We start from the raw sequence: 25467 nt of genomic DNA on the forward strand, positions 1-25467 counted from the left end.
CACCTTTCGATCAGCCTCGACCCATGACGGGTTCGCCGCCGCCTTCGCCGATACCTGCACATTCTTCACCGCCGCCGTGCTGGTTAAGGTCGCCGTCACCTGTCCCTGCGCGTTACTCACCGAGTTGTTCTGTTTCGTCAGTTTTAACCCGGCCTCCGTTGAATCAGTCTGCCAGTCAATCTCAATCGGTTTATCCGCTACCGGCTTGCCATGCGCGTCCACTACCGTCGCCGTGAAGGTATAACTGTCCGCGCCGTTGTTATAGCGCTTCTTGTCTTTATCCACTTCCACCGTCACGCCGGTGACTTGATAACTGCTACTCAGCTCCTCAAAGCTCACCGGGCTATCGGCCTTGACCCACGACGGGTTCGCCGCCGCTTTCGCCGATACCTGCACATTCTTCACCGCCGCCGTGCTGGTTAAGGTCGCCGTCACCTGTCCCTGCGCGTTACTCACCGAGTTGCTCTGTTTCGTCAGGGTTAACCCGGCTGGCGTTTGGTCTGTCTGCCAGTCAATGTCGACCGGTTGACCCACCACCAGATTGCCATGCCCGTCCTTCACCGTCGCCGTGAAGGTATAACTGTCCTTGCCGTTGTTATAGCGCTTCTTGTCTTTATCCACTTCCACCGTCACGCCGGTGACTTGATAACTGAGACTCAATTCCTCAAAGTTCACCTTTCGATCAGCCTCGACCCACGACGGGTTCGCCGCCGTCTTCGCCGATACCTGCACATTCTTCACCGCCACCGTGCTGCTTAAGGTCGCCGTCACCTGTCCCTGCGCGTTACTCACCGAGTTGTTCTGTTTCGTCAGTTTTAACCCCTCAGCCTTTGAATCGGTCTGCCAGTCAATGTCGATCGGTTTATCCGCTACCGGCTTGCCATGCGCGTCCACCACCGTCGCCGTGAAGGTATAACTGTCCGCGCCGTTGTTGTAGAGCGGCCCCTCCTTATCCACCGTCACACCAGTGACTCGATAACTGCTGCTGGATTCAGTAAAGCTGGCTTTTTTATCCGTAGTAACACGTTCGCCATTAATACTGACGCTGACTTGTATATCGGATAATGGCGTTGTACTGGTTAATGTTGCCGTCTGTTGCCCATTCTTATCTGTTGCCTCTGAATCAGGCTTTAATTTCAATCCCGGATCTTTCTTATCCGTATCCCAAATCAATTTGGCATTTTCTATCGGCGTTTTTTTGTCAGCGCCAAGCAGAGTAGCTGTGTAGACATATTTCGCATTTCCATCAGCAATTAAAGGATCGGTTGTGTCAACACTCAAAGAGATATTACGTTGTAATATATGAATTTGTATTTGTACACTCTGCTGATCATCTTTACTTGTACCTATTATAGTATAGTCATTTTTTCCATCAGGCTGATATTCCGGTAACTGAATCGTATAACCATTAGTACTTTCTATATTTATAATTCCGCCACTCTTCTGGAATAATTCAGGTATATCCCAAGTCACATTTTTGAATGGATTATCAGATTGAATTTGTATTGGTTTAACTTCACCACCGTAACCACTAATTTCCATTACAGGGACTAGTAATCTAAAATGTTGCTGTTTTTTCAGATAATTCAAAATAATATTATTATTTCTTTCAACTAAGTCGTAACGACTGCCGGCCAAGCTTCGTAGTGAAGAAACATTTTCTGGTGAAAGTTGTTCTGATAACGGAACACCAAATCGGTAGTTCACGTTGAATGAAAATATGCCATCACTTTTTCCCTCTTTCCCCAATTTATAGTCAACCCCCGCTGTGATCAATGGAATCGGGGTATAATTTACCCCAATAGTTGCTGCATATGGATCTTTTTGCCTATTGTTCGTTCCGAATAACGCAACATTATCACCAAAATATTGTTCATATTTTATTTTAGCGCCGAGCGACGGCATTGAAGGTAAATACATGTCGGCAATAAGGTCATAACCATTTGCAGGGCGCTCGTAATAATTGACTAAATCACGGGAGTTATGCCAGTCACTCAGGCGAAAATAGGCGTTAGCCGACATCTTTAGGTAGTTAGTCCACAGTTCACCACCCAAGCTGAATCGGCTATTATTACCGGTTAAATCATTATCATAAAAAGTGTTCGCCCCATACATCCAGTTATTTATGAATAACCGGGTTCCAACACCTAAATTCACTGTATCACGGCTATCCTTATGACGATATCCATATTGACTATAAACAAGCCAGTGATCTTTATCATCATAGAAAGGAACGAGTAAGTCTACAGAACTTTCATCCAGGTGCCCATGATGATCAATATTTAAATTAATTTTAGCTGTACCAAACTGGGATAACCATTTCTGAGTATTATTTGTTATCTGACTATTTAATTTATTGACAATATAACCCTGAGCTAATTTTTTTGGATCTGAATTTAATAACCCAAAGAGTTCAGTGCCACGAGATAAGATTAAAGGAGGGGTGTTTTGATTATCGTCTTTAGGATTACTTTCATATAACTTGGGTATTTTGGGGTTTTCCCCGCTATCATTTTTTCCTATTACACTTCTCTTTGATAAAAAATTACCGCACCGTCTCTGTTCTGATCGCTTTTTCTCTTTATGAGTAACGTTTTCGTGTAATTTTTTACCAACCTGATTATGCTCCATAGCGGATTCCGGGTAATCCTGACAATTTTCAACACCAATCAAAGATTTTCCTGATTCAGGTAACGCAGTATAACTTTTCAGTGGCATAAATGCGGCAAATAAAAAACAGCCCATCAGCACACGCTTATTTACCCTATAACTTATTACGTTACGAAAAATACGATTGATGTTCATCAGTGATACCATAAAGCTCTTACCTTTATATTCATTTATAGCTACTGAGCACATTAAATGACTTTCTATAACTTTGTATAATGAAAATAAATTATCAGCCGATAGCCATTAGTAATCACTTAGCAAAACAAAAACCACCGGAAATCATTTTCTAACACAGCATTCAGTATTTATACAATTTTCATTAAAAACATAAGCAGAAAACCCGCCGTACAAGTATTCCAACGGGTTTTCTGTCTATTTGTGATTACTGAGTTCACACTCAGTAATTATGGTTATTATGGTTTTTCCGGTCGTTGAACTCGAACATTAATAACTCGTCCATCGGGGATATCGCATAGTTCACCATCATTATAATAAATAACTTCTCCATCACCATTAATGCTCTTAACACGTTTATTTTGAGCAAATATAGGCGCATCTTCATTTTGGCGATGATAACATTCGATGGTTATATTGCCATTAGATGGATCTACTGATTCACAAACCCAAATCAGATTTAACCCGTTGCTATCTGCCGGGACAATTGTACCACCGTGAATTCCCCATGCCCCATCTTTTGCAAAACCGTTGCAGCCGCTGATGCGATATTTCCCTGTCTCGATCCGCTCGACAGTCATACCTTCCGCTTCGCGAGTTAATTCATAAGTTCCGTCTGGATGAATACTCACTACAGGGCTGGATATTTTAAGATTGCCGTTAGTATCGGTGATGCAATTATCATTAAAAACGGCAATAGGATTACCGTTATATCTCAACTTATCGCCAACTGTCAGCTTGCCATATTTTTTTTCATTGCAAATATCAAAATCCGATGAGCCGTCACCTGGGACCCCAATGTAGGCAGTTCTTTTTCCTCCCTCAACAAACTGAAAATATGCGTGTCTACCCGTGTCATATATTATATTAAAAATACCCCCGGCCCCCTTTAAATTTGCCGACCCGGCATCAATCTGCCCCGCCGGAGAAACAGAGAAAACCCGATTATTATTAATATATGCAACCAACTCACCACCAATTGTTAATTTGCCAGATTTTTTTTCGTTACAAATATCAAAATCCGGTGAGCCGTCACTCGGGAATCCAACATAGGCCGTCCTTTTTGCTTCCTCAATAAACTGAAAATATGCATGTTTACCCGTATCATGGGTTATGTTAAAAACCCCCGCATTCCCCCTTATATTCGCTGACGCGGCTTCCATCAGACCCGCCGGAGAAACAGAGAAAACCCGTTTGTTATTAATATCTATCGCATATCCGTAGGTATTAACACTACCACCACGCACAATACCGGCTTTAGCATAATTGTCATACCAATTGTAAAGCGTATACGAGACTATTGTACCCTCCGGTCTTCCACCAGATTCAGAGGCTAACACAACCGCATTACGTTCAGTGGGAAGCGTTTCAACCTGTTTAAACCTAGCGTTCCCATTTATATTCGCTGACGCGGCTTCAATCAAACCCGCAGGAGAAACAGAGAAAACCCGTTTGCCATTAATATCTATCGTATATCCGTAAGTATCTACGCTACTGCCACGTACAATACCTGTTTTAATATAATTATCATACCAATTGTAATGCGTATACCCGACTATTTCACTTGTTGGTCTGGCGCCCTGCGCAGAAACTAACATCGTCGCATTACGTTCAGTGGGAAGCGTTTCAACCTGTTTAAACCTAAAATACTGTGGATAATTTCCCCCATTGGCCGATACCGCATTTTTCGCCAATTCCACTGTTTCCGATAAGCCGAGGTTTTTCACAAACGCGCTCTTATCAGGAATATCTGCGCCATTTTGATTTTTTGCCAATCGGTTATTCGCATTATCATTTACATCAGAAACCAGTTTCTGCGTTACCGCGAGGGTATTACTATTACCTATTGTATCTGTGAGCTGGATAACACCTTTTTGTGTTAATGAAGCACTTGGTATTGCTATTCCGATTTTTTGTTCTAATGCTCTATTTAATTGGACAATAAGTTTGGCTATATCCCCATCATCCAGAACATCATTGCCGGAATATGTTGCGATAAAACTAGCCACAACAGATGTTATGGCTGACGACTGACGTAATGCCTTGTTTAGTAAATGAATTATAATATGATCTGGTGGAAACCCCGTTTTTAAACTCTGGCTTTCTTCATATCCTTCTTGACTCACCACATTAGCATTATTACTAATAGAAAAAGCTTTAAAATCATTTTTTTGACTCATATATACTCCTAAAATTAAAAAAACATCATTTCATAATCAACGTGTTAAATTCCTGTAAAAATAATTCCCCGCAATTTATTTTAATTATAGTTTAGCTTAGAAAAATAATAATTGAGCCAATATTACAACTTAAATTACCAACTCTTTTTTATAATTGATAACAATGAAAAACTAAATGTCATTAAGCCAGATCTATATCAAAAATATTTCCATCCATTTCCTCACTTGCTATTACAATTGCAAAACTTATTAAATTATTTTTTACAATTTTACATAATGAAAGTCACTTAATGATCGGGAATCACTGACAAGGAAGGCTCAATCAAACTGAACTTTGTACTCGTCGTACCCGGCAGGTAAACTATCCTCCTTGTTGTTTTACTGCCAAAAGTGAAGAAAAATAGTGAGTAACATAAAATTAATCGTCGGTCTGGCTAATCCCGGTGCTGAATATGCTCAAACCAGACACAATGCCGGAGCCTGGTATGTTGACCTGCTCGCTCGGAGCCACAATCAATCACTGAAAGAAGAGAGTAAATTTTTCGGTTATACCGCCCGGATTAATATCTGCGGTCACGATGTTCGTCTGTTAGTCCCGACGACGTTTATGAATCTCAGTGGTAAATCTGTCGCTGCCCTCGCCTCGTTCTACCGCATCCAACCGGATGAAATTCTGGTGGCCCATGATGAACTCGATTTACCGCCAGGGGTGGCAAAAATGAAACTGGGCGGCAGTCATGGCGGTCATAATGGCTTGAAAGATATTCAGAACAAATTTGGTAACAATCCTAACTTTCACCGCTTACGCATCGGTATCGGCCATCCCGGCGACAAAAATAAGGTGATTGGCTTTGTGCTAGGCAAACCACCAGCCAGTGAACAAAAGCTGATCGATGATGCCATTGATGAAGCACTGCGTTGTACTGACATCCTGATGAAACAAGATATGGATAAGGCAATCAATCGGTTACATAGCTTCAAAGCCAGTGCTTGATGATATGAAGTCGATAAATCTTGTGTGTAAGATCGTGATAGCCCGCCATTCCGTGTATAATGGCGCCAATTTTTTTTGACTCATCGAACAGGCTAACACAGCCTTTTGATTTATAAGTAAATTAAGGTGAAAATCATGGGATTCAAATGCGGTATCGTTGGCCTGCCTAACGTCGGAAAATCAACATTATTCAATGCGCTGACTAAAGCAGGTATCGAAGCAGCAAACTTCCCGTTCTGCACCATTGAACCCAATACCGGTGTCGTCCCTATGCCAGATCCACGGCTTGAACAACTGGCGGAAATTGTGAAACCTCAGCGGATCTTACCGACCACAATGGAATTCGTCGATATTGCTGGTCTGGTAAAAGGTGCATCAAAAGGTGAAGGTCTGGGCAACCAATTTTTGACCAACATTCGTGAAACAGAGGCTATCGGCCATGTTGTGCGCTGCTTTGTCAATGACAATATCATTCACGTTTCCGGCCAAGTTGACCCTGCTGCTGATATTGAGATCATCAATACCGAACTGGCTCTTTCTGATCTGGATACCTGCGAACGAGCCATTCATCGTGTCCAGAAAAAAGCCAAAGGCGGCGATAAAGATGCTAAAGCAGAACTGGCAGTACTGGAAAAATGTCTGCCTCATCTGGAACAAGCGGGTATGTTGCGGGCGTTGGATCTCAGCACCGAAGAGAAAGCAGCTATCCGCTATCTGAGTTTCCTGACGCTGAAACCCACCATGTACATCGCTAACGTCAACGAAGAGGGTTTCGAAAACAACCCACATTTGGATGCTGTTCGTGCAATCGCAGAACAAGAGGGTTCAGTGGTCGTTCCGGTTTGTGCTGCGGTAGAAGCGGATATCGCCGAGCTGGAAGATGATGAACGCGAAGAGTTTATGGCTGAACTTGGGCTGGAAGAGCCCGGTTTAAATCGTGTTATCCGCGCTGGCTATCAGTTACTGAATCTACAAACTTACTTCACCGCCGGCGTGAAAGAGGTTCGGGCATGGACCATCCCAGTTGGCGCCACCGCACCACAAGCAGCCGGTAAGATCCATACTGATTTCGAAAAAGGTTTTATCCGCGCACAAACCATCGCTTTTGAAGATTTCATCACTTACAAAGGTGAACAAGGTGCAAAAGAGGCCGGTAAAATGCGTTCAGAAGGTAAAGATTATGTCGTTAAAGATGGCGATGTGATGAACTTCTTGTTTAATGTTTAATTTATTTTTCATCTCTGACAACATCACAAGATGTCTCAGAGACTGATAAAATCCTTAAAATCCACGCAGTTGCGTGGATTTTTGTTTTCATGATATTTAAGGTTTTCTCATGAAAGCACAGCTAAAAATGAGTACAAAAGTCAGTACAGAATACTTTTATCCTTTCCCAAGGCGAATACGACAACGGTATAATAATTATACAGAGATACGTTATGCTCACAGACACTCAGTGCTATGCGGCAAAGCCCCAAAAAAGCGCTACCGACTTAACGACTTCAATAGTCTTTACCTTAAAGTGCAACCAATTTTTAGACCCAGACTCACATTGCTCCTTTATCCGATACCTACCATCAAACTAATGTGCCATCAAACCAATGAAAGCCGATTTTGATGTAGAAACGGCTAATCCGAGCCAGTTGATTTTTTATAGTTATAATTACTTTGAGTGACTATTTACAGGCTTTTCTATTAGGCGTAGTATCTTATTCCTGATGACTTTCTATACGATAGTTATCCGGTGTGTAAGTCAGTTTAGTCACTTACTCTTTATTAAATTGTGTCGTTTTGGGTGGTTCTTCTCTCTCTAGTCAAAGCCAAACCAGCCAATGAACAATCATTTTTCATTTATCTAATGAAGGAGTCCCAGTAATACTTAAATCGTTACAAAACAATCTTTTAGTTCCTTTAGTACTAACAAAGAGGAAAGACCATGAAAAGTCACAAGAGGTTATCGTTATTCACGCTTTTACTGCTTACTACCAGCCCGGTAGCACTTGCGGCGCCAAACAATTGGCCTGGCACCAAAGTAGGTGAACCAACACCTACAATCAAAGGGATGCCCAAAGCTCTGGCGAAAAATTTGGCTAACTTTGACGATCTTGATTTCCGTGTCTATACAAACCAAAGATGGTGGGATCTACATAAGAGCCATGACATGAACATTATTGTTCACTACCCTGATGGTCATACTACTAAGGGTATTCGACAGCATCTTGACGATCTGAAATATATGTGGACATTTGCCCCTGATAACCGAATCACAGAGCACCCGGTACGGTTTGGTACTGCTGATGCGGAATGGACCGCTGTTACGGGATTTACTGATGGAACATTTACGAAACCCATGGTTCTCCCGGATGGTAAGGTTATTAAACCTACAGGTAAGGCGTATCACCTTCCTATGGCGACACTCGGACACTGGAACAAACGAGGGGTTATGGATGAAGAGTATCTCTTCTGGGACGATTCTGTGCTTATGAAACAAATAGGTGTTAGTGATTGATTCAACAACTTCTGTACGGACTTGCTTAAGAGCGAGTCCGTAAATGCTGCAATGTTATCTGTTTGAATCTGCTCCAGGAGTATTATTCCTATGGTTTTTCAGGTAATTGCACTCGAACATTAATTACTCGGCCATCGGGAATATCGCATAGCTCACCATCATTGTAATAAATGACTTTTCCGTCATCGTTAATACTCTTAACACGCTTATTTTGTGCAAATATCGGCGCATCTCTATTTTGGCGATGATAACATTCGATGGTTATATCACCACTAGATGGATCTACCGATTCACAAACCCAAATTAGATTTAACCCGTTGCTGTCTGCCGGAACAATGGTACCACCATGAATTCCCCACTCCCCATCTTTAGCAAAACCATTGCAGCCGCTGATACGATATTTCCCGGTCTCTATCCGTTCGACCGTCACCCCTTCCGCTTCGTGAGTTAACTGGTAAGTTCCGTCTGGATGAATATCTACCACTGGACTGGAGACTTTTAGGTTGCCATTAGTATCCGGCTTGGCGTTGCTTGTTGACCAGACTTTATACCACGGATTCCATTTATTGATGTTACCGTCACCATTGTGCGTTCTATAGTATAATTCGCTCTTCGGCAAGTATGAGGAGTGAATCATCAGCTCATAACGCTTAAAGGTCCCATACCCTCCTGAAAATCTCATTCCTGGCCCATGTATACCTGGGCCATTTAGTCCTACTGGATAGCCAAAATATGTCGAATTCTGAGGAATGTTATCAAAATTATCGATTGTAGAAGCTGTATTAGTCCCAACAACAACCGGTTTTGTACTAATAACTTCTAAACCGAGATTTTCTACAAATGCTTTTTTATCGGGAATATCTGCACCATTTTGATCTTTCGCCAATCGGTTATTAGCATTATCATTTACATCAGAAACTAGCTTCTGCGTTACCGCAAGGGTATTACTATCGCCGGTTTTATCTGTGAGCTGAGTAACACCTTTTTGTGTTAATGAGGCATTTGGTACTTTGGTTGCAATTTTTTGTTCTAACGCTTCATTTAATTGGGCGGTGAGTTTAACAATATCCCCATCATCCAAAACATCGTTGCCGGAATATGTCGCGATAAAATTAGCCACAACAGATGCTATTGTGGAAGATTGACGTAATACCTTATTGAGCAAATGAACAGTAATATTTTCCGGTGGAAATCCAGTCTTTAAATTTGGGCTTTGTTCATAGGCTTCTTGACTCACTACATTAGCATTATTACCAATAGAAAAAGATTTAAAATCATTTCTTGGACTCATACACCCTCCAAAATAAAATAATATTATTTTATAAATAACACATTTAACCACTGTAAAAACCATTTCCAACAATTCACTTCAATCATAGTCTAGCTTAGAAAAATAATAATGGAACATTCTTGCAACTTAAATTGATAACTATTTTTATAATTGATAGCAATAAAAAACAAAACCATCTAAAACCAGACATATATTAAAACCATTTCATCTCGAAAATATTTTTAATAACATTTACCTCCTCAGAATAAAAACAATAATTACCCACATAATAAACTCATATTATACTCTTAGATAATGTTCTTCACGGCAGAATAGATAAGACGAATATACAACGAAAATATTTTAACCAAGAAGTTAATATAATTGAATGTAATCTTTAATTGTAATTATTCGTTTTCTTACATTAACATAATAAGTACAAATAATTTCATCTATACTATAAAATAACTTTCTTTATTTAAAAATAATTCATTAGATGTTTTGTACCCCAATGTCTTACGTTGGCAATCATTCAGTTTATTCATACGAATCTTATTTCCTATCCTATTACCGATGAAAAATCTGCGCTCTTTGGAAGATACTGACAAATCAGTCCATTTGTGTTTTTATTCACACTGCGTTCCCAAGAAGCATAAAGACGCCAAAATAAACTTGCGTTTCTATCGTAGGATTTTCACCAGTTCATACCGCTGCTTAGCTTCTAATTTATCCCATCATTGAGTATATTAAAGGATTATGAAACATTTCTTATGGACGATATGACATGGTTTCCGTTTATATGGATAAACAAGACAAAACCAAGCAGATAGCTGACTGGAAAGTTTGGTATAACGACAAGAACAATGAACTGATGCTTACCAGTTATTTTGCTTCCGGAAAGAAATATACTCTGCCAATGACGAGATGTGCGGTCATCCCCACAAAAGCCACGAAAGGAAATCTTCTAACAATAAATGGTCAGTCCATTATCACGGCTATTGAAAGTGCAGAAACCTACGGCAATAGGTTTACCGTCATCTATTATCCCGGAAGTCACAAACCTTATGTCATGAAAACGGATAAGATTGAGATTATTTCCGCAACGAACATCATGAATGAAGCAGTTTTTAACTATTTTATTGCTGTGGCAAAAGCACGTATCAACCATACCAAAGGAAATGACAAGCTCATTGCTGAAAACGTACTACGCCAAATGGAAAAAATCACTCCCCATCCTGATACGGCGCTACATGCTTATTGTTCTGGCAAAAATCAAACTCGGAAGCCGACTCAACATTTTATTTATCCCTTTGGCGTAAATGAAAGCCAGTTAAAAGCTGTTGAACACGCATTCGCCTCCCAGATCAGCATTATTGAGGGACCACCGGGAACAGGGAAAACGCAAACCATATTAAATATCATTGCCAATATTTTGTTAAATCAAAAGACAGTGGCTATATTGTCCAATAACAACTCTGCGGTAGAGAATGTATATCAAAAATTATCCAAAGTGGGACTGGGTTATCTGGTTGCCAAATTAGGGAGTGCCGATAATAGAAATTTGTTCTTTGAAACCGAACAATCCTCCCTTACAGAACAAATTGAGCATGCCACTGATATTCAGGCTATTAATGCAACACTAAACAAATTAAAATCGCATCTCAAAGCTCAAAATCAGGCAGCACTTCTACAAGCACAGATCGATGAATTATCCATCGAAAAACAGTATCTAAAGCAGTGGCAAAATGAAAATTTAACAACACAGCCACAAATATTAGAGAAATATAAGTTACCACCAAAAAAAACAACCGATCTGCTTGCTTATTTAAACTATCTTGCAATGCGGCGTATTTCTTTCGCAGACAGAATTCAGCTCTTACTTAACTTCAGAATAGTACGTACCAAATTTCTTAATGATTGGGAGAAACGTAAGGAGCTTATTTACGCTCTACAATCTTCCTATTATGAAAATATGTTACATCAAAAAACAAAGCTACTAGATAAGTATAAGAAAGAGCTACAAGACCACAATTTTAAACAATTGTTGAACAATCTGACAGATAGTTCGATGAAGTACCTTAAAAATCATCTACGTCAGCACATTCACCACCAATCTACTTTCAGTGCACAAGATTATCGTAAAAGATTTAGTGAATTTACACGACGCTTTCCTATTATTAGCAGCAGTACGCACTCTATCATTAATTCTATCGCCAAAGGTGCTTTGCTCGACTATGTAATTATGGATGAAGCTTCACAACAGGACATTATTCCAGGTATTCTAGGTCTCGGCTGTGCTAGAAATATCATTATTGTCGGGGATAGAAAACAATTACCACATGTCCCAATGAAACTCCAAACTACACCACCAGTTGAATTTTACGACTGCGTAAAATATAGCCTCCTGGACTCTTTTATTGGGCTTTTTCAGAATAATATCCCCATCAATTTACTCAAAGAACACTACCGATGCCATCCAAAAATCATTCAATTCTGCAACAAACAGTTTTATGATAATCAACTCATCCCGATGACACATGACAACGGTGAAAAGGCATTATCACTAATTACCACCGCCAAAGGAAATCACACCAGAAACTTATCTAACCTGCGAGAGTTGGAGTCCCTAACGAAAATCGGATGGGAAGCAAACCATGATATAGGTTATATCGCTCCTTATAATAATCAGATCAACCTTTCTCAGGAGTACCTGCCGGAAGATATGATTAAGGCCACAACACATAAATTCCAAGGTCGAGAGTGTGATGAGATTATTTTCTCCACTGTTTTGGACAAGAAGTGGGATAGCCAAAAGAAAATTTCTTTCGTTGATGATCCTCATCTAATCAATGTGGCTGTATCCCGTGCTAAAAACAAATTTACGCTAGTAACCGGGGATAATGTCTTTACCAAGAACAACCAAAGTATTGCCGCTTTGATTCGCTATATCAGATATTATGCAGATACCAAACAACTTCATGATAGCCCTGTCATTTCTGCCTTTGATCTGCTTTATGACGAATATGACAAATCACTAGAAAAACTGAATGCCAAGTTGCGTACAAGTGATTCCAGATTCAAATCGGAACAAATTGTTGCCCAACTGCTACGCGAGATCCTAGCTCAGGAAAGGTTCAATTCAATTAAATATCATCAGCAGATTGACCTCATTCAGTTGGTTTCACTGAAAAACAACACATTTATTCCGCATGAATTGGAATTTATGAGAAATAGAGCCAGTTGTGATTTTGTGCTCTATTTCAAAATGGGGAAATCTCCTTTGGGAGTCATTGAGGTGGATGGTTATTATCATGATACAGCTCAACAGTCTGAACGTGACAATATAAAAAATGCCATTCTGATAAAGGCAGGCATTCCTTTATTAAGATTAAAAACCATCGATAGCGATATTCAGTGTAAAATAGCTGCTTTTATCACTGGAATCCTCGACAACTCCTTCATAACAACCGTTTGAATGCAAATATTACTTACTAAGAGGAGAAAACATCCGCAGTATTTAGATACATTTTTGAACTCATGCAAATTTAATTTAAAGCCTTCTGTTGATTCAGAAGGTTATTAAAATTAACGATAAAATTTGAATTATTTTTATTTATCATCGGTTCCTATTGTTCAATATACTCTCTTAATGTTTTATCATTACCCTATTTTTCATTACTATATACTGACATTAAATATAAGTTTAATAGTGACAATTCGCACAAATAATAAAACCATTCCCAAAAACAGAACCGACAATTACCCACACAATAAATCCACATTATATTCTTTAGGTAATGCCATTCACCGATAAATATCAAAAACAATATACATCATAAAACAAAAATATTTCAACCAAGGAGTTGGTATAATTAATTTTAATTTTTACTTGTAATTATTTATTTTCAATAAATATATATCAAAACAAATCAACAAACAATTAATAATAAAACGCATTATTAGAAAATAAAAAATAAATAGCAAAATAATATAATGTAATATTATTCAATAAAAAAACCGCACAAATTTTATTGTAATAGACTTTACATACTACGTTTTTACACTATTATTAAAATATTAGATATATATTTTTACCTATTGATTAAAATATTCCCGGTATTCAGGAACATATGCTTATCACATAAATAAAACCATATATTATTGATATAAAATAAATTATAGTTTCTGAATCTGGAACTCATTTTAAGTAAAAAATGAAAATCAATTACTTATCTAATAAATCCATAAAGGAAGGAAAACAATTATGAAAGATATATTCACAAATTCTGATCATAAAGTTAAAGATTTTCAAGAGTGGATAGAATACGTTAAACACAGAGGAGAAAGATATTCTGAAATTCAGCAACATTCAGATAACATTTTTACTCATCTCTTAGAAACAGAGAATCTTTCTGATATACAAAGTCCAGCCAGTGTAGCAGCAACAGATAAATACACACTATTCGCAAAGAAATCGGCCTCCCCCAATAAATACCCCGTCAGTGTCACTGAAGGGCTGCAAACTATCATTAACTTATGTCGAGTGGCCTCAGGTTATGATCCGCTGGAACCAGAAGGTAATGGCAATGCACAGAAATTCATAACATTCACAGAAGAAATAGAAAAGGTTCCCTTTCTCTCTTTACTATGGGCAGACAAAAATACGATTACTCAACAAAGTCATGACACAGATGTCTTGATTGATTCTTTTATTGAAGCCTTTCAAGGGTTATCCCCTCAGGATAAAATTACCATTAAGGTTTATTTGAAAAAGTTGATTCATACCGCTTTATCATATGCCGATCAAAAGGAAAAAAAATCCAACCTGGTACAATATGCTCTGGCTAAAACCCCAAGGGGAGTGTCACTCTTACTCTATTCTTCTGTATTAATAATAAAGAAAGTAGATAACAAGGGTACTATTAAATTCACCTCTCACTATAATCTTTCCCAAGCAGAATATAATCTCAGCCAGAAAATATGGGAAGTAGCAAGATCGGTATTCGAGAAAGAAGATAAGATAACCATAGAATATTTAATTGATTGCATGACAACCAAAATGAAAACGTAAGCTGATAACTTGCTATCAGCAGATTAATTGATTTATATCAACAATATTATTACCAATATGTTCTGAGATTATTCTAATCATAGTTATTCAATAAAATTATTAAATTCAGGAAAAATAGAATATAAAAGAATATAATATACGGACAGCATATATAAAAATGAATTATCTCAAAATGTGAATTTCAAATCGATAAATTTCACAGGCAGTATTTTAATACTAATATGAAAATATCACATAAACAACCATTTATCCGTGAGGAATAAGTTAAATTACATACCCTTAATATTTGATAGTGAAAAATATCCACTTACGGATATACTTAGTTTGCACAAAGTATATTTAATATTTGTTAACAAAAATTTAAAATAAAAATTACCGAGCTAAAAAAAGCAGTAATATTAAGTACATGATTATCGATTTATCTCACTGTTAAAAATAGGGTTCAACATTGCTCCCTATTTTCAACAGTACCCTAACATTCAATACCTAACTTAATAAATCTATTAAGGATAAAAATCATGGAAAATATCTTAAATAATCCTGATTATGCTGTTAAAAAAGCCCAAGAATGGATAGAACATATTGAAAAAGGAGGAACAAGGCACCTTAACGATTGGGAACGCTCAGGCAATATTATTATGGATTATCCTGATGCTGGAGATAATTCTGATGTACAGAGCCCGGCTAATGGCGCAGCTACAGAAGATTATACCCAGCTTGCAAAAGATTCTTCCACATCATCTAGAAATCCACTCAGTATTGCCGAAGGCTTGCAAACTGTTATTAATATGTGCCGTGCGGTCTCAGGCTATAATCCTTTAGACCCTGAAGGCCAGGGTAATAAAAAGAATTTCTTCTCATTTACAAAGGAATTATCTGGCGTTCCCTTCCTTTCTTTACTGTCAACAAGCGTACAAAATGTTATTCAAAAAAGCCATGATGCAGATGTTTTGATCAACTCTTTCCTGGAAAACTTCTTAGGATTATCCTCTCAAGAGAGAGAGCAGATGAAAATCCCGCTGCGGCAACTGGCTATCGCTGCATTATCCTATGCAGGCAGGAGACAAACTCAATCCAATTTCGTTCAAAGTGTTCTTGCTACATCACCAAGAGGTGGCGTGTCATTCTTCCTATATTGGTCTGAGTTTTCAATCGTCGCTTACGAAGATGATAAAGGACTTATCGAATTCAAATCTCGTTACTTCCTGCCACAAGCAGAATATAACCTAAGATACGAATCATGGGTAAATGTAAGACCTGCATTCGAGAAAGCACAGAAAGTATCATTAGAAGATTGGATTGACAGTATGACCACTCGGAGAAAGAAAGGAAGTCATGTAAGAGCGCTTTGTATAGAATAATGTGGTGAAGTAACCCCAAAATGGTGTCTGCAAAAGCGTCGTGGACACCATAAGTTTCATAGATTTCCCAATTTCTTTGCGCTTTCAATTAATTCCATCGATGCCGCAGTGCAGTATTGATATACCTGATTTAATCGTGATCAAGCCTGTATTTCAACATCAGAATCCCTCACGTTCTTGCACTGGCGGCTGGTCACGTTCTGTCAAGCAATCTGCCGTAACACCAGAGCCATCAAACCAACTATCCCAAGGCTCATCAACCATATCCACCGGTCTCATACCTTCGGGAAAACCACAACTTTGGAAAGTCGAACTGCTTGATTGAGAACGGTTACTTTTAAATACCGTTGCTTTCTCCATGAACTTCTCCTTGATAGGAATTAATATCAACCTGAGATCAGGCTATTTCAGCCAATAATGTATGGCAAATATTGCCTAATGTCTGCATAGCATGTTCCATTTTCTGGTTCCAATCAAAAGAGGCATTCAGACGAAAGGCATGGTTAAACTGTTCGCTGGTACAAAACATACTGCCCGGTGCAATGCTGATCCCTTCTGACAATGCCAGTTGATAAAGCCGCTGTGCACTGAACAGAGGTTCAAATTCCAACCAGAGAAAATAGCCGCCTTTAGGGCAATTCACTTTTACTGAGGCGGGCATATAGTCACCAATCGCTCGCAACATCAGGTGCTGACGTTGCTCTAATGTGCGACGAAGGCGACGTAAATGGTTGTCATATCCCCCTTCCGCAAGATAATCAGCAATCGCCAATTGCGTCGGCATGCTGGCAGAAACGGTACTCATCATTTGTAGCTGTTGGATTTTCTTGGCATGTTTTCCTGCCGCAACCCAACCTACCCGAAATCCCGGCGCCAGACATTTAGAAAACGAGGAGCAATGCATAAAGTTATTTTCGCGATCTAACCCTTTCGCCGGTACAGGCCGTTGCTGCTCGAAATAGAGTTCACCATAAACATCATCTTCAATCAGCGCCACCTGATTACTGTTCAGGATATTCACCAACCGTAATTTACTTTCAGCAGACATCGTTCCCCCTAGCGGGTTCTGAAAGTGAGTCATTAACCAACAGGCTTTTATCGGGTATTTCTGGATAACCTCTTCCAGCGCATCCAAATCAATACCGTTTTGTGGATCAGTTTTGATGGCTACCGCTTTCAGGCGTAAACGTTCTATGGCCTGTAAAGCACCGTAAAAAGCCGGTGATTCAATCACCACCCAATCACCCGGCTCCGTCACCGACTGTAAACTGAGACTCAGTGATTCCATCGCACCAGCGGTAATGACAATTTCATCAGGAGAGACATGAATACCATGCATTGCATAGCGTCGCGATATGTTACGGCGTAACTTATCATTACCCGGCGGTAAATTAGCTAAAGCGCTATGTGGCGCTATTCGCCTGGCCGCGGCCGCTAACGCTTTGGAAAGTTTGGGTTGAATCAATAAGGATGGATCTGGAAATGCTGAACCAAACGGAATAATCGCGGGATCTTTACACGCCTGTAATACATCAAAAATAGAAGCGCTTATTTCTACGCTTTCACTTAAATGTAATCGTTTTCCCCCTTTTGCTGCGGCAAAGGGCTGCAAACGTTTAGCAACGTAATAACCCGATTGAGGCCGGGAAATGATCCATCCCTGGCTCTCTAGTAATTGATAAGATTGAACAACGGTCATCAAACTTAAACCGGATAACTTCACTGATTCTCTCAGTGAAGGTAATCTATCTCCCACCAGCCAAGTACCATCTTCGATATGTTGAAGAATTTGCCTGGCAAATTGTTCATAACGCTTCATCAATTCAGACCTCTCCGCAAACTGTTATAGTTAATATACAGAAAACTGTCACTATTATAGTTATTTTTTTCATGCTTTACTTACCCGCATACATTTTCTGCCTTTATTCAAACTAAAAATAAGAGGTCACTATGTTTGGTTTAAGTGCCTTGGAACTGGCCAGAATTCAATTCGCGTTTACCGTCTCGTTTCATATTATCTTTCCGGCGATTACCATCGGGTTGGCAAGTTTTTTAGCGGTACTGGAAGGGTTATGGCTGAAAACTCGGAATGCCGATTACAAAGTGCTATATCATTTCTGGTCGAAAATTTTTGCCGTTAACTTCGGTATGGGCGTGGTTTCTGGTCTGGTTATGGCTTACCAGTTCGGCACCAACTGGAGTTTTTTCTCTGATTTTGCCGGTTCGATCACCGGCTCATTACTAACTTACGAAGTACTGACTGCGTTCTTTCTTGAAGCGGGTTTTCTCGGCGTTATGCTATTTGGCTGGAGTCGTGTAGGTGAAAAATTACATTTCTTCGCCACCTTGATGGTCGCGCTAGGTACTCTGATATCCACTTTTTGGATACTGGCCTCCAATAGCTGGATGCAAACCCCGCAAGGCCACGAAATTGTCAATAATCAGGTCGTCCCCGTCGACTGGCTGGCAGTGATATTTAATCCCTCCTTTCCATATCGCCTGGCACATATGTCTACTGCGGCCTTCCTCGCCTCAGCATTCTTTATTGCAGCTTCAGCGGCATGGCATTTATTAAAAGGCAATGACTCGACAGCAATGAAAAAAATGCTCTCCATGTCGATGTGGATGATCCTGATTATTGCACCTTTACAGGCATTGATTGGCGATGCCCACGGTCTTAACACACTCAAGCATCAACCCGCCAAAGTCGCGGCAATGGAAGGCCACTGGGAAAATCTTCCCGGCGAAGCGACTCCGCTGATTCTGTTTGGTATCCCGGATATGGCACGGGAAGAGACACGTTATGCCGTCAAAATTCCTTATCTCGCCAGTCTGATTTTGACTCACAGTATAGATAAGCAAGTTCCCGCTCTTAAGGAGTTTCCACCGGAAGATAGACCAAACGCGCTTATGGTTTTCTGGTCATTTAGAGTGATGGTCGGTCTTGGTATGTTGATGATAGTTGCCGGTTTTTGGGGGCTTTGGTTGCGTTATAAGAAGCGACTTTATCAGTCAAAAGCCTTCCTGCGTTTTATATTCTTGATGGCGCCTTCCGGCCTGATCGCCATTCTTGCCGGTTGGTTTACTACCGAAATAGGCCGTCAACCGTGGGTAGTTTATGGTCTGCTACGCACTAAAGATGCGGTATCCGCACACGGTGAAATCCATATGAGCATCAGTTTGTTGCTTTTCATCGCGGTTTACAGCTCGGTATTTGGTGTGGGTTACGCCTACATGATGAAACTTATCCGCAAAGGTCCCAAAAAGGAGTTAAACAATGGGTATTGATCTGCCGTTAATCTGGTTCATCATCATCGTGTTCAGCATCATGATGTACATTGTCATGGATGGTTTTGATCTTGGAATTGGATTGCTCTATCCCACGGTTAAAAGCGATAAGGATCGTGATTTAATGATGAACAGCATTGCGCCGGTGTGGGATGGTAACGAAACCTGGCTGGTGCTTGGCGGCGCAGGTTTATTCGGCGCTTTCCCTTTGGCTTATGCCGTTATACTTGATGCATTAACAATTCCCCTGACATTAATGCTACTTGGCTTGATCTTCCGTGGCGTCGCCTTTGAATTTCGTTTCAAAAGCGCGCCTGAGCACCGTCATATCTGGGACAAAGCCTTTATCAGCGGCTCTGTGATTGCGACGTTTGTTCAAGGCGTGGTAGTAGGCGCCTTTATTCAAGGGTTCCCAGTGGAAAACCGAGCTTACGCCGGCGGCTATTTTGATTGGTTTTCGCCCTTCCCCCTATTTTGTGGTTTTGGGCTGGTAGTTGCTTATGCATTGTTAGGCTGTAGCTGGTTAATTATGAAAACCGAAGGTCATCTACAACAAGAGATGTACCGCGTCGCCCGTCCGCTCATCTTTCTGATGCTGGCCGTTATCGCCATTATCAGTTTATGGACGCCATTTATTCATCCGGCAATAGCTGAACGTTGGTTCAGCCTACCTAACCTATTGTTTTTCCTCCCTGTACCACTGTTGGTGGTTTGGTCCGGCTGGAAGCTACTGTATTCAATCAAACGCAAAACCCATTACACACCGTTTCTATCAGCGCTGTTGTTAGTTTTCCTTGGCTATAGTGGATTAGGCATCAGTATCTGGCCTAACTTGATCCCACCGACAATCAGCTATGAAGCTGCGGCAGCGCCACAGCAAAGTTTAGGTTTTATGCTGGTCGGCGCCCTACTTATCATTCCAGTGATCTTGGTTTACACCTATTGGAGCTACTACGTTTTTCGGGGGAAAGTTAACCATGAACAAGGCTACCACTAATCAAAACACTCCACGCCCTTCTGTATGGAAACGGATAGGCTGGATGGCAATGATCTGGTTATGCAGTGTGATGACTCTTTTCGCTGTTTCCACACTATTTCGCCTTTTAATGACAGCAGCGGGTATGAAATTGAAGTAATTATTAACACTATTTAATAAATTGAGCTAAAGTTTTCATCAGTATTGCAGAACGGAATCTTAGCCTGATGAAAACAAGTTCAAATAACACCATTTTCAAAAATCAAAAACTGTTTGTAATCAACTCTATTATAAATTTATTTTCACTTTTTATACTATTGTTGATTAATAAACCGTCGATTCCAGATTTAATTTTACCGTTATTGATAATGTTAAGCATTACAAATGTCTACTTCCTGATAAAAGTGGTACATAATTCTGCTCCTGTTAAAGAATGGCAACATGCAAGATACAAAGCAGAAATTAACGCTCTGAAACAAAAAAATGGCTATTTGGATTTTCTCTGTCAAAGCCATTTCAAACTACAAAATTGTAAACTGCTACCTGAAAAGCTTCAGGAGATTTTTTCCCATCTCAATCGCCTGATCCCTTTCTGTGAAGCCAAAATCATCTTTTATCCATCACAACAAGAATATTCTTTCCGTAATCCCCACCAATGTCCCTATTTCGATATGCCGCTTATTACGAGATGGAATCTAGATGACAATATTGATAACTATGGAATACTCTGGATAAAAACACACAGAAATAGTGATCTTACTCCCGATGAAAAAAGCCTGGTCCAGGATGTGGTGACTTTAATGACAAATAAACTATTACGGGAAAATCAGATCCAATGCCAACACCAGAGTATGTTGGCCGCAGAGAGAGCAGCTATTTCTCGCGAACTCCATGATTCCATTGCTCAATCCCTCTCCTTCCTTAAGATTCAAGTTAATTGCCTCTATATCGGCAGTGATAATTTACCCAAGCAAAGTTTAACCTCACTGAATATGATTAAAGATGAGTTGAATATTGCCTATCGCCAGCTAAGAGAATTGCTAGCAACTTTCAGGAACGAACAACCTCAATGTAATCTACAAGAATCTTTACAGGACTTGATTAATGAATTTAACCACCGTCTAGGCTTCAATATTGAATTCAATTACCGCCTGACACATCAGCACATTCCTGACAGTTACAGCAAACATTTGATACAAATCATTCGGGAATGTTTGAACAACTGCTATAAACATGCCGGTGCCAATTGGATCAGTGTCCGCATTTATCCGATTGATGACAAAATTATTACAGTTGTCAGTGATAACGGTCAAGGTATCAATCTCGACTCCGCTAATAAAAACAAATTTGGCATGGCTATTATGCAAGACAGGGTTTCTATCCTGGGTGGACAATTACAGATAAAAAATCGTAAACATGGTGGTACAGAGATAGAAATTCAATTTTCACTGGATTGAAAAAGACAGATAAATCCCATTACCGACAGCAGCACAGTTTATTGAATGATAATAATTATCATTTATGTTAATTGCTGTTACACTAACTTTGGTTTTATCAGATAATAACCTTAGGTAAATTTTCCAGAGGAATTTTACGTGACTAATAGCACAATTGAAGAAAAAAATATTTACCGTCCTGCACCACCAAGGCTTGTTCAGGTAAAAAACATTTTCGATGTGACGCCTAATATGCGCAGCATTACTTTCACAAGCGAGTGTCTGGGCAGTTATCCCACTGAATGTGAAGGCGGGCACCTAAAGATATTCTTACCGCTTCCGGGACAGACCAAACCGGTATTACCGACTTTATCCCCAGAAGGCCCAATATGGCCGCCGAGTGAACTGCGTCCAATTACTCGCACTTACTCGGTTCGGGCCATTCGTACCGAGCAAAAAGAGATCGATATTGAATTTGCACTACACCATAATGGCGGCCCGGCAGTGGAATTCGCTTATAAAGCCAAAATTGGTGACTGGATCGGTATCACTAATCCCGGCGGCCCAGATCCATTACTGCCAAAAGTCAGCCACTACTATATGGCTGGCGATCCAAGTTCCCTGCCTGCTATTGCCGCGCTACTGGAAACAGTAAAACCAGATGCGACTGGACAGATCATTATTCGTATCGAAAGTGAGCAAGATATGCAGGAATTAAAAAAACCGGCTGGAATAGCGGTTCACTGGATCACGGGTGATATTGAAATAACTGACACAATCGTATCTGAATTCAAATCCTGGTCATTACCAACAGAAGATGTCACTTTCTGGCTTGCCGGTGAAGATAATCTGGTAAAAGAACTTCGTCGCTATATCCGCCGAGAAAAAGGCTATGAACGCCACCAGCTATATGCCATTCCTTACTGGAGGCATGGCTTTGATGAGGAAGGTTATCATGTCCTGCGTCATGAAGTGATGGATAGCGACGATTAATGGCCTTACATATTTATACTCGCTTAATCCCCTCACTTACTGAAATCAGAAGGTGAGGGAATCAGCGATATTGATATTATCAGCAACATCACTTTAAACGAGGTTTTTAAAATCGAAGAAATGCGATTGACGATAACTCAATCCCTATTGAGTTTGTAACACTTTCTTACAAATTTATTTTTTGTAAATAAAAAAATGAAAATTTTCTCTTGCTATTTGGTGATGATTTAATAATCATAACCGAGTTCCATCATATGGACAGTATGAAGGAAATTCCAACTCCTGTTCCCTTATTCAAAGGGATTAATCGATGGGAATACATTTCTGTATTCCTGTCGTTCAACTCACTATTACTCTCAGCATAAGCGGTGTTTCTTATCTGTGGTAATAGGATTTTTACTATCTTGTTTCTTTAGTGACGCAATCAATCACGGCTATTCCCGACGGGATATTTATGCTGATTTCATTAGCATGATGATAAAGGTGATTGCTAGCCGGACGGGGAAGTCTTGTGGGATTTTCACCACATGATGTTTGGGCTGCGAGCCTATCTGTAACGTTAATCGTAAGGAAATAGTATCAATGAGCAAATTAAGCCCACTCTATTGTCTTGACTGTAAAAATATACTGAAAAACTGGATAGAATTTCAGTTGGTGGATGAACAGGGGAAACCCTTGGTCAATATGCCTTATCGTTTGAAAATCCGTGGAAATCCTTTGTTGGGACGTAAAGGAGTTACCGATGGCAATGGATTGCTAAGGGAAGAAGATATGCCTCCCCATCCGGTAACTCTGTATATCGGTGCCCAACCACTGGCCGATGAGATGGAACAGCGCCCATTGCGGGAAAAACGGGGAGAGGCATTTTCAGTGGTGAAACCAAAAGCAGAAGCCGAAGGCCATCAATATCGCTATGTGACTATCGGGCAGATTAGTGATGGGTTGCCGGAGATTGTGGATTGGAATGATTCCAACAAAATCCCACCTCCCTATCATTTCCCGGACCCGGAGCCAAAAGGCTATCAGGTCCATCCGGTGAATCAGAGGTATGTTTTGGAAGTATGCCCGTTTCGGGCCTGGGTTTTGCAACTGCATCATCAGAAAGAGTATTCCATTGTGAATGCCTATAACCAGTGTTTGATGAGTGTGCTGGCCTATGCCAATGGGGATGTCAATGTAGCAGGCTCCGTTAAACACTTTTTTAACCGGCAAATGGTGGATGTTTCAAAACTGCCTTATAAAGTGGAGGAATTGTCGGCAACGCCTGTAGTTTACGATGTACCGTTTAGTGAACGTTATACTCAAGTGGAATTTATTGATTCAAAATCTATTAAGCACCCACAGGGAGACACACAACTATTTTATGCTGCCAGCCAGAATGATGTGATTATCAGCTGGCGGGGCACGGCCAGTACGGAAGATATCCTGACGGATGCTACATACCAACCCTTAGGGCTAAATTACGACAATAAAGATTTATTCCACGCATTTATTCACCACGGCAAAGTGCATAAAGGATTTTGGGAAGCATTCAGTTTGATTGGGAAATTAAAAGTCCCCAGTAATAATACTCAAAAAGTATTCCCTGATATCACTAAATTAGCTCAAAAACGAAGGCTATTTATCTGTGGCCACAGTCTAGGAGGAGCATTAGCATTACTACACAGTGCACAACTGAAAGAATATGATCCGTGTCTTTATAGCTATGGAATGCCTAGGGTGTTGACTGTTAGTGCAGTACGGGAACTGGCATATATCACCCATTACCGCCATGTGAATGAGGATGACCCAATCCCTTCCTTACCACCGGAAAAAAATCTGGATAACTGGCTATATGATTGTTGGGGGCCGCTCGGCTATTTATTCAGCCCTGTTGAATTACTGGATGTTACCAAAAGTGGTGAAGTTTTCCTGCATCACGGAAAAATAGTGCACTTTTGTAAAATCAATCTAGTTATTGAATGGCTGGAAGAGCGTAACCCAAGCAACCATATACGGCTCAGAACTACCTTACCCACTAAAACAAAATTGTATTTAATTCCGTCATTAAACCGTGAAACAGAAAATAATCTAAAGAATGCAGGTGAGATTCAAAAAGGATTTTTTAAACAGATAAGCGATGCAGATAAAGCCAAATGGTTTCCGTTGAACGAGAATCCGACCGAAAAGGATGCCTTGGGTTTCCCTGATCACAGTTCATTAAAATACGCCCGTTACATTGGTGCACGACTGGCGGAGTTAATTGCGCCGGGTAAATACCACTTTTTCCGAGATCAAGAACAGTTATTTGAAAAAACACTGAATGAGAGGCCCGATATTGTTGTAGATATTCGGCAACGCGATGCATTATTTTTACAGATGGACCAGCACTTACAGCAAGCATTGATTTGTACTCAACAGGATCAAAAAGGACCTTTAGCCTTAACACGCTATATAGATAATGCTGTAGGAATTGAGGAAAACTTACCATGATAAATATTAAACAATACTTATCGATCTTATCAGTGATTTTAATATCAGGCTGTGCTGATCCAAATGAGCCGCT

At 40.1% G+C, this 25467-nt stretch carries 17 protein-coding genes; 12 read left to right on the forward strand and 5 right to left on the reverse strand.

Going from position 1 to position 25467, the window contains the following annotated elements; translation table 11 throughout:
- Together EAE90_RS08755 and EAE90_RS08760 are read right to left on the reverse strand one after the other, a co-directional pair.
- The coding region (locus EAE90_RS08755) for an inverse autotransporter beta domain-containing protein (protein WP_246550538.1) at window positions 1-2805 on the reverse strand (2805 nt) is incomplete at its 3' end.
- 278 nt (window positions 2806-3083) lie between these two features.
- Window positions 3084-5024, reverse strand: a complete 1941-nt coding sequence (locus tag EAE90_RS08760) for a phage tail protein (protein WP_214053173.1) — start codon at window positions 5022-5024, stop codon at window positions 3084-3086.
- 403 nt (window positions 5025-5427) lie between these two features.
- Here EAE90_RS08760 and pth point away from each other — a divergent pair, with 403 nt between their 5' ends.
- From pth to EAE90_RS08775, 3 genes are all read left to right on the forward strand, one after another.
- On the forward strand, window positions 5428-6018 hold the full coding sequence (pth, locus tag EAE90_RS08765) for an aminoacyl-tRNA hydrolase (protein WP_036775381.1): 591 nt from the start codon (window positions 5428-5430) through the stop codon (window positions 6016-6018).
- 135 nt (window positions 6019-6153) lie between these two features.
- On the forward strand, window positions 6154-7245 hold the full coding sequence (gene ychF / locus EAE90_RS08770; protein WP_214053174.1) for a redox-regulated ATPase YchF: 1092 nt from the start codon (window positions 6154-6156) through the stop codon (window positions 7243-7245).
- A 709-nt stretch (window positions 7246-7954) separates the two neighbouring features.
- Window positions 7955-8527 carry a nuclear transport factor 2 family protein gene (locus tag EAE90_RS08775; protein WP_214053175.1) on the forward strand — a complete coding sequence of 191 codons (573 nt, stop codon included), beginning with the start codon at window positions 7955-7957 and terminating at the stop codon, window positions 8525-8527.
- Between the two features lie 88 nt (window positions 8528-8615).
- Here the strand turns inward: EAE90_RS08775 and EAE90_RS08780 are convergent, their stop codons facing one another.
- On the reverse strand, window positions 8616-9818 hold the full coding sequence (locus EAE90_RS08780; protein WP_214053176.1) for a phage tail protein: 1203 nt from the start codon (window positions 9816-9818) through the stop codon (window positions 8616-8618).
- Window positions 9819-10581: 763 nt separating this feature from the next.
- Between EAE90_RS08780 and EAE90_RS08785 the strand changes: the two genes are divergently transcribed.
- The 3 genes from EAE90_RS08785 to EAE90_RS08795 all read left to right on the forward strand — a co-directional run bounded on the left by EAE90_RS08785 (window position 10582) and on the right by EAE90_RS08795 (window position 16229).
- Window positions 10582-13272: an AAA domain-containing protein gene (locus EAE90_RS08785; protein WP_214053177.1), complete on the forward strand. Its 2691-nt coding sequence runs from the start codon at window positions 10582-10584 to the stop codon at window positions 13270-13272.
- Between the two features lie 789 nt (window positions 13273-14061).
- Entirely contained in the window at window positions 14062-14868 is an 807-nt protein-coding gene (locus EAE90_RS08790; RefSeq protein ID WP_214053178.1) for a hypothetical protein, read from the forward strand.
- A gap of 518 nt (window positions 14869-15386) precedes the next feature.
- Entirely contained in the window at window positions 15387-16229 is an 843-nt protein-coding gene (locus EAE90_RS08795) for a hypothetical protein (protein WP_214053179.1), read from the forward strand.
- Window positions 16230-16388: 159 nt separating this feature from the next.
- On the opposite strand, the gene EAE90_RS08800 is transcribed toward EAE90_RS08795, so the two are convergent.
- Together EAE90_RS08800 and EAE90_RS08805 are read right to left on the reverse strand one after the other, a co-directional pair.
- Complete coding sequence (locus EAE90_RS08800; protein ID WP_214053180.1) at window positions 16389-16589, reverse strand: AbrB/MazE/SpoVT family DNA-binding domain-containing protein; 201 nt, start codon at window positions 16587-16589, stop codon at window positions 16389-16391.
- A 37-nt stretch (window positions 16590-16626) separates the two neighbouring features.
- Window positions 16627-18048 (reverse strand): aminotransferase-like domain-containing protein, encoded by a 1422-nt coding sequence (locus EAE90_RS08805; RefSeq protein ID WP_214053272.1) that lies wholly within the window; start codon window positions 18046-18048, stop codon window positions 16627-16629.
- 131 nt (window positions 18049-18179) lie between these two features.
- Here EAE90_RS08805 and EAE90_RS08810 point away from each other — a divergent pair, with 131 nt between their 5' ends.
- The 6 genes from EAE90_RS08810 to EAE90_RS08835 all read left to right on the forward strand — a co-directional run bounded on the left by EAE90_RS08810 (window position 18180) and on the right by EAE90_RS08835 (window position 25394).
- Window positions 18180-19517 (forward strand): cytochrome ubiquinol oxidase subunit I, encoded by a 1338-nt coding sequence (locus EAE90_RS08810; protein WP_214053181.1) that lies wholly within the window; start codon window positions 18180-18182, stop codon window positions 19515-19517.
- A complete protein-coding gene (gene cydB, locus EAE90_RS08815; RefSeq protein WP_214053182.1) occupies window positions 19507-20514 on the forward strand; it encodes a cytochrome d ubiquinol oxidase subunit II in 1008 nt (335 codons plus the stop codon). Before EAE90_RS08810 ends, cydB begins: the two co-directional genes overlap by 11 nt.
- The gene (locus tag EAE90_RS08820) at window positions 20495-20653 is read left to right on the forward strand and encodes a DUF2474 domain-containing protein (RefSeq protein ID WP_214053183.1); all 159 of its coding nucleotides are present in this window, start codon (window positions 20495-20497) and stop codon (window positions 20651-20653) included. Before cydB ends, EAE90_RS08820 begins: the two co-directional genes overlap by 20 nt.
- Before the next feature lie 208 nt (window positions 20654-20861).
- Complete coding sequence (locus EAE90_RS08825) at window positions 20862-21950, forward strand: histidine kinase (RefSeq protein ID WP_246550540.1); 1089 nt, start codon at window positions 20862-20864, stop codon at window positions 21948-21950.
- A 138-nt stretch (window positions 21951-22088) separates the two neighbouring features.
- The gene (locus EAE90_RS08830; protein ID WP_214053185.1) at window positions 22089-22922 is read left to right on the forward strand and encodes a siderophore-interacting protein; all 834 of its coding nucleotides are present in this window, start codon (window positions 22089-22091) and stop codon (window positions 22920-22922) included.
- Between the two features lie 582 nt (window positions 22923-23504).
- Window positions 23505-25394, forward strand: a complete 1890-nt coding sequence (locus EAE90_RS08835; protein WP_214053186.1) for a lipase family protein — start codon at window positions 23505-23507, stop codon at window positions 25392-25394.
- Window positions 25395-25467 lie beyond the last annotated feature (73 nt).

Origin of the sequence: Photorhabdus caribbeanensis, from assembly GCF_018448885.1 — a bacterium.
In the GTDB taxonomy this organism is placed as follows: domain Bacteria; phylum Pseudomonadota; class Gammaproteobacteria; order Enterobacterales; family Enterobacteriaceae; genus Photorhabdus; species Photorhabdus caribbeanensis.

Bases quoted from the DNA above. Each gene is read 5' to 3' on its own strand.
- EAE90_RS08780 (WP_214053176.1), bottom strand. From the start codon at position 9,818: ATGAGTCCAAGAAATGATTTTAAATCTTTTTCTATTGGTAATAATGCT.
- EAE90_RS08810 (WP_214053181.1), top strand. From the start codon at position 18,180: ATGTTTGGTTTAAGTGCCTTGGAACTGGCCAGAATTCAATTCGCGTTT.
- EAE90_RS08760 (WP_214053173.1), bottom strand. From the start codon at position 5,024: ATGAGTCAAAAAAATGATTTTAAAGCTTTTTCTATTAGTAATAATGCT.
- EAE90_RS08790 (WP_214053178.1), top strand. From the start codon at position 14,062: ATGAAAGATATATTCACAAATTCTGATCATAAAGTTAAAGATTTTCAA.
- EAE90_RS08795 (WP_214053179.1), top strand. From the start codon at position 15,387: ATGGAAAATATCTTAAATAATCCTGATTATGCTGTTAAAAAAGCCCAA.
- EAE90_RS08800 (WP_214053180.1), bottom strand. From the start codon at position 16,589: ATGGAGAAAGCAACGGTATTTAAAAGTAACCGTTCTCAATCAAGCAGT.
- EAE90_RS08825 (WP_246550540.1), top strand. From the start codon at position 20,862: ATGTTAAGCATTACAAATGTCTACTTCCTGATAAAAGTGGTACATAAT.
- cydB (WP_214053182.1), top strand. From the start codon at position 19,507: ATGGGTATTGATCTGCCGTTAATCTGGTTCATCATCATCGTGTTCAGC.
- ychF (WP_214053174.1), top strand. From the start codon at position 6,154: ATGGGATTCAAATGCGGTATCGTTGGCCTGCCTAACGTCGGAAAATCA.
- EAE90_RS08805 (WP_214053272.1), bottom strand. From the start codon at position 18,048: ATGAAGCGTTATGAACAATTTGCCAGGCAAATTCTTCAACATATCGAA.
- EAE90_RS08835 (WP_214053186.1), top strand. From the start codon at position 23,505: ATGAGCAAATTAAGCCCACTCTATTGTCTTGACTGTAAAAATATACTG.
- EAE90_RS08785 (WP_214053177.1), top strand. From the start codon at position 10,582: ATGGTTTCCGTTTATATGGATAAACAAGACAAAACCAAGCAGATAGCT.
- EAE90_RS08820 (WP_214053183.1), top strand. From the start codon at position 20,495: ATGAACAAGGCTACCACTAATCAAAACACTCCACGCCCTTCTGTATGG.
- EAE90_RS08775 (WP_214053175.1), top strand. From the start codon at position 7,955: ATGAAAAGTCACAAGAGGTTATCGTTATTCACGCTTTTACTGCTTACT.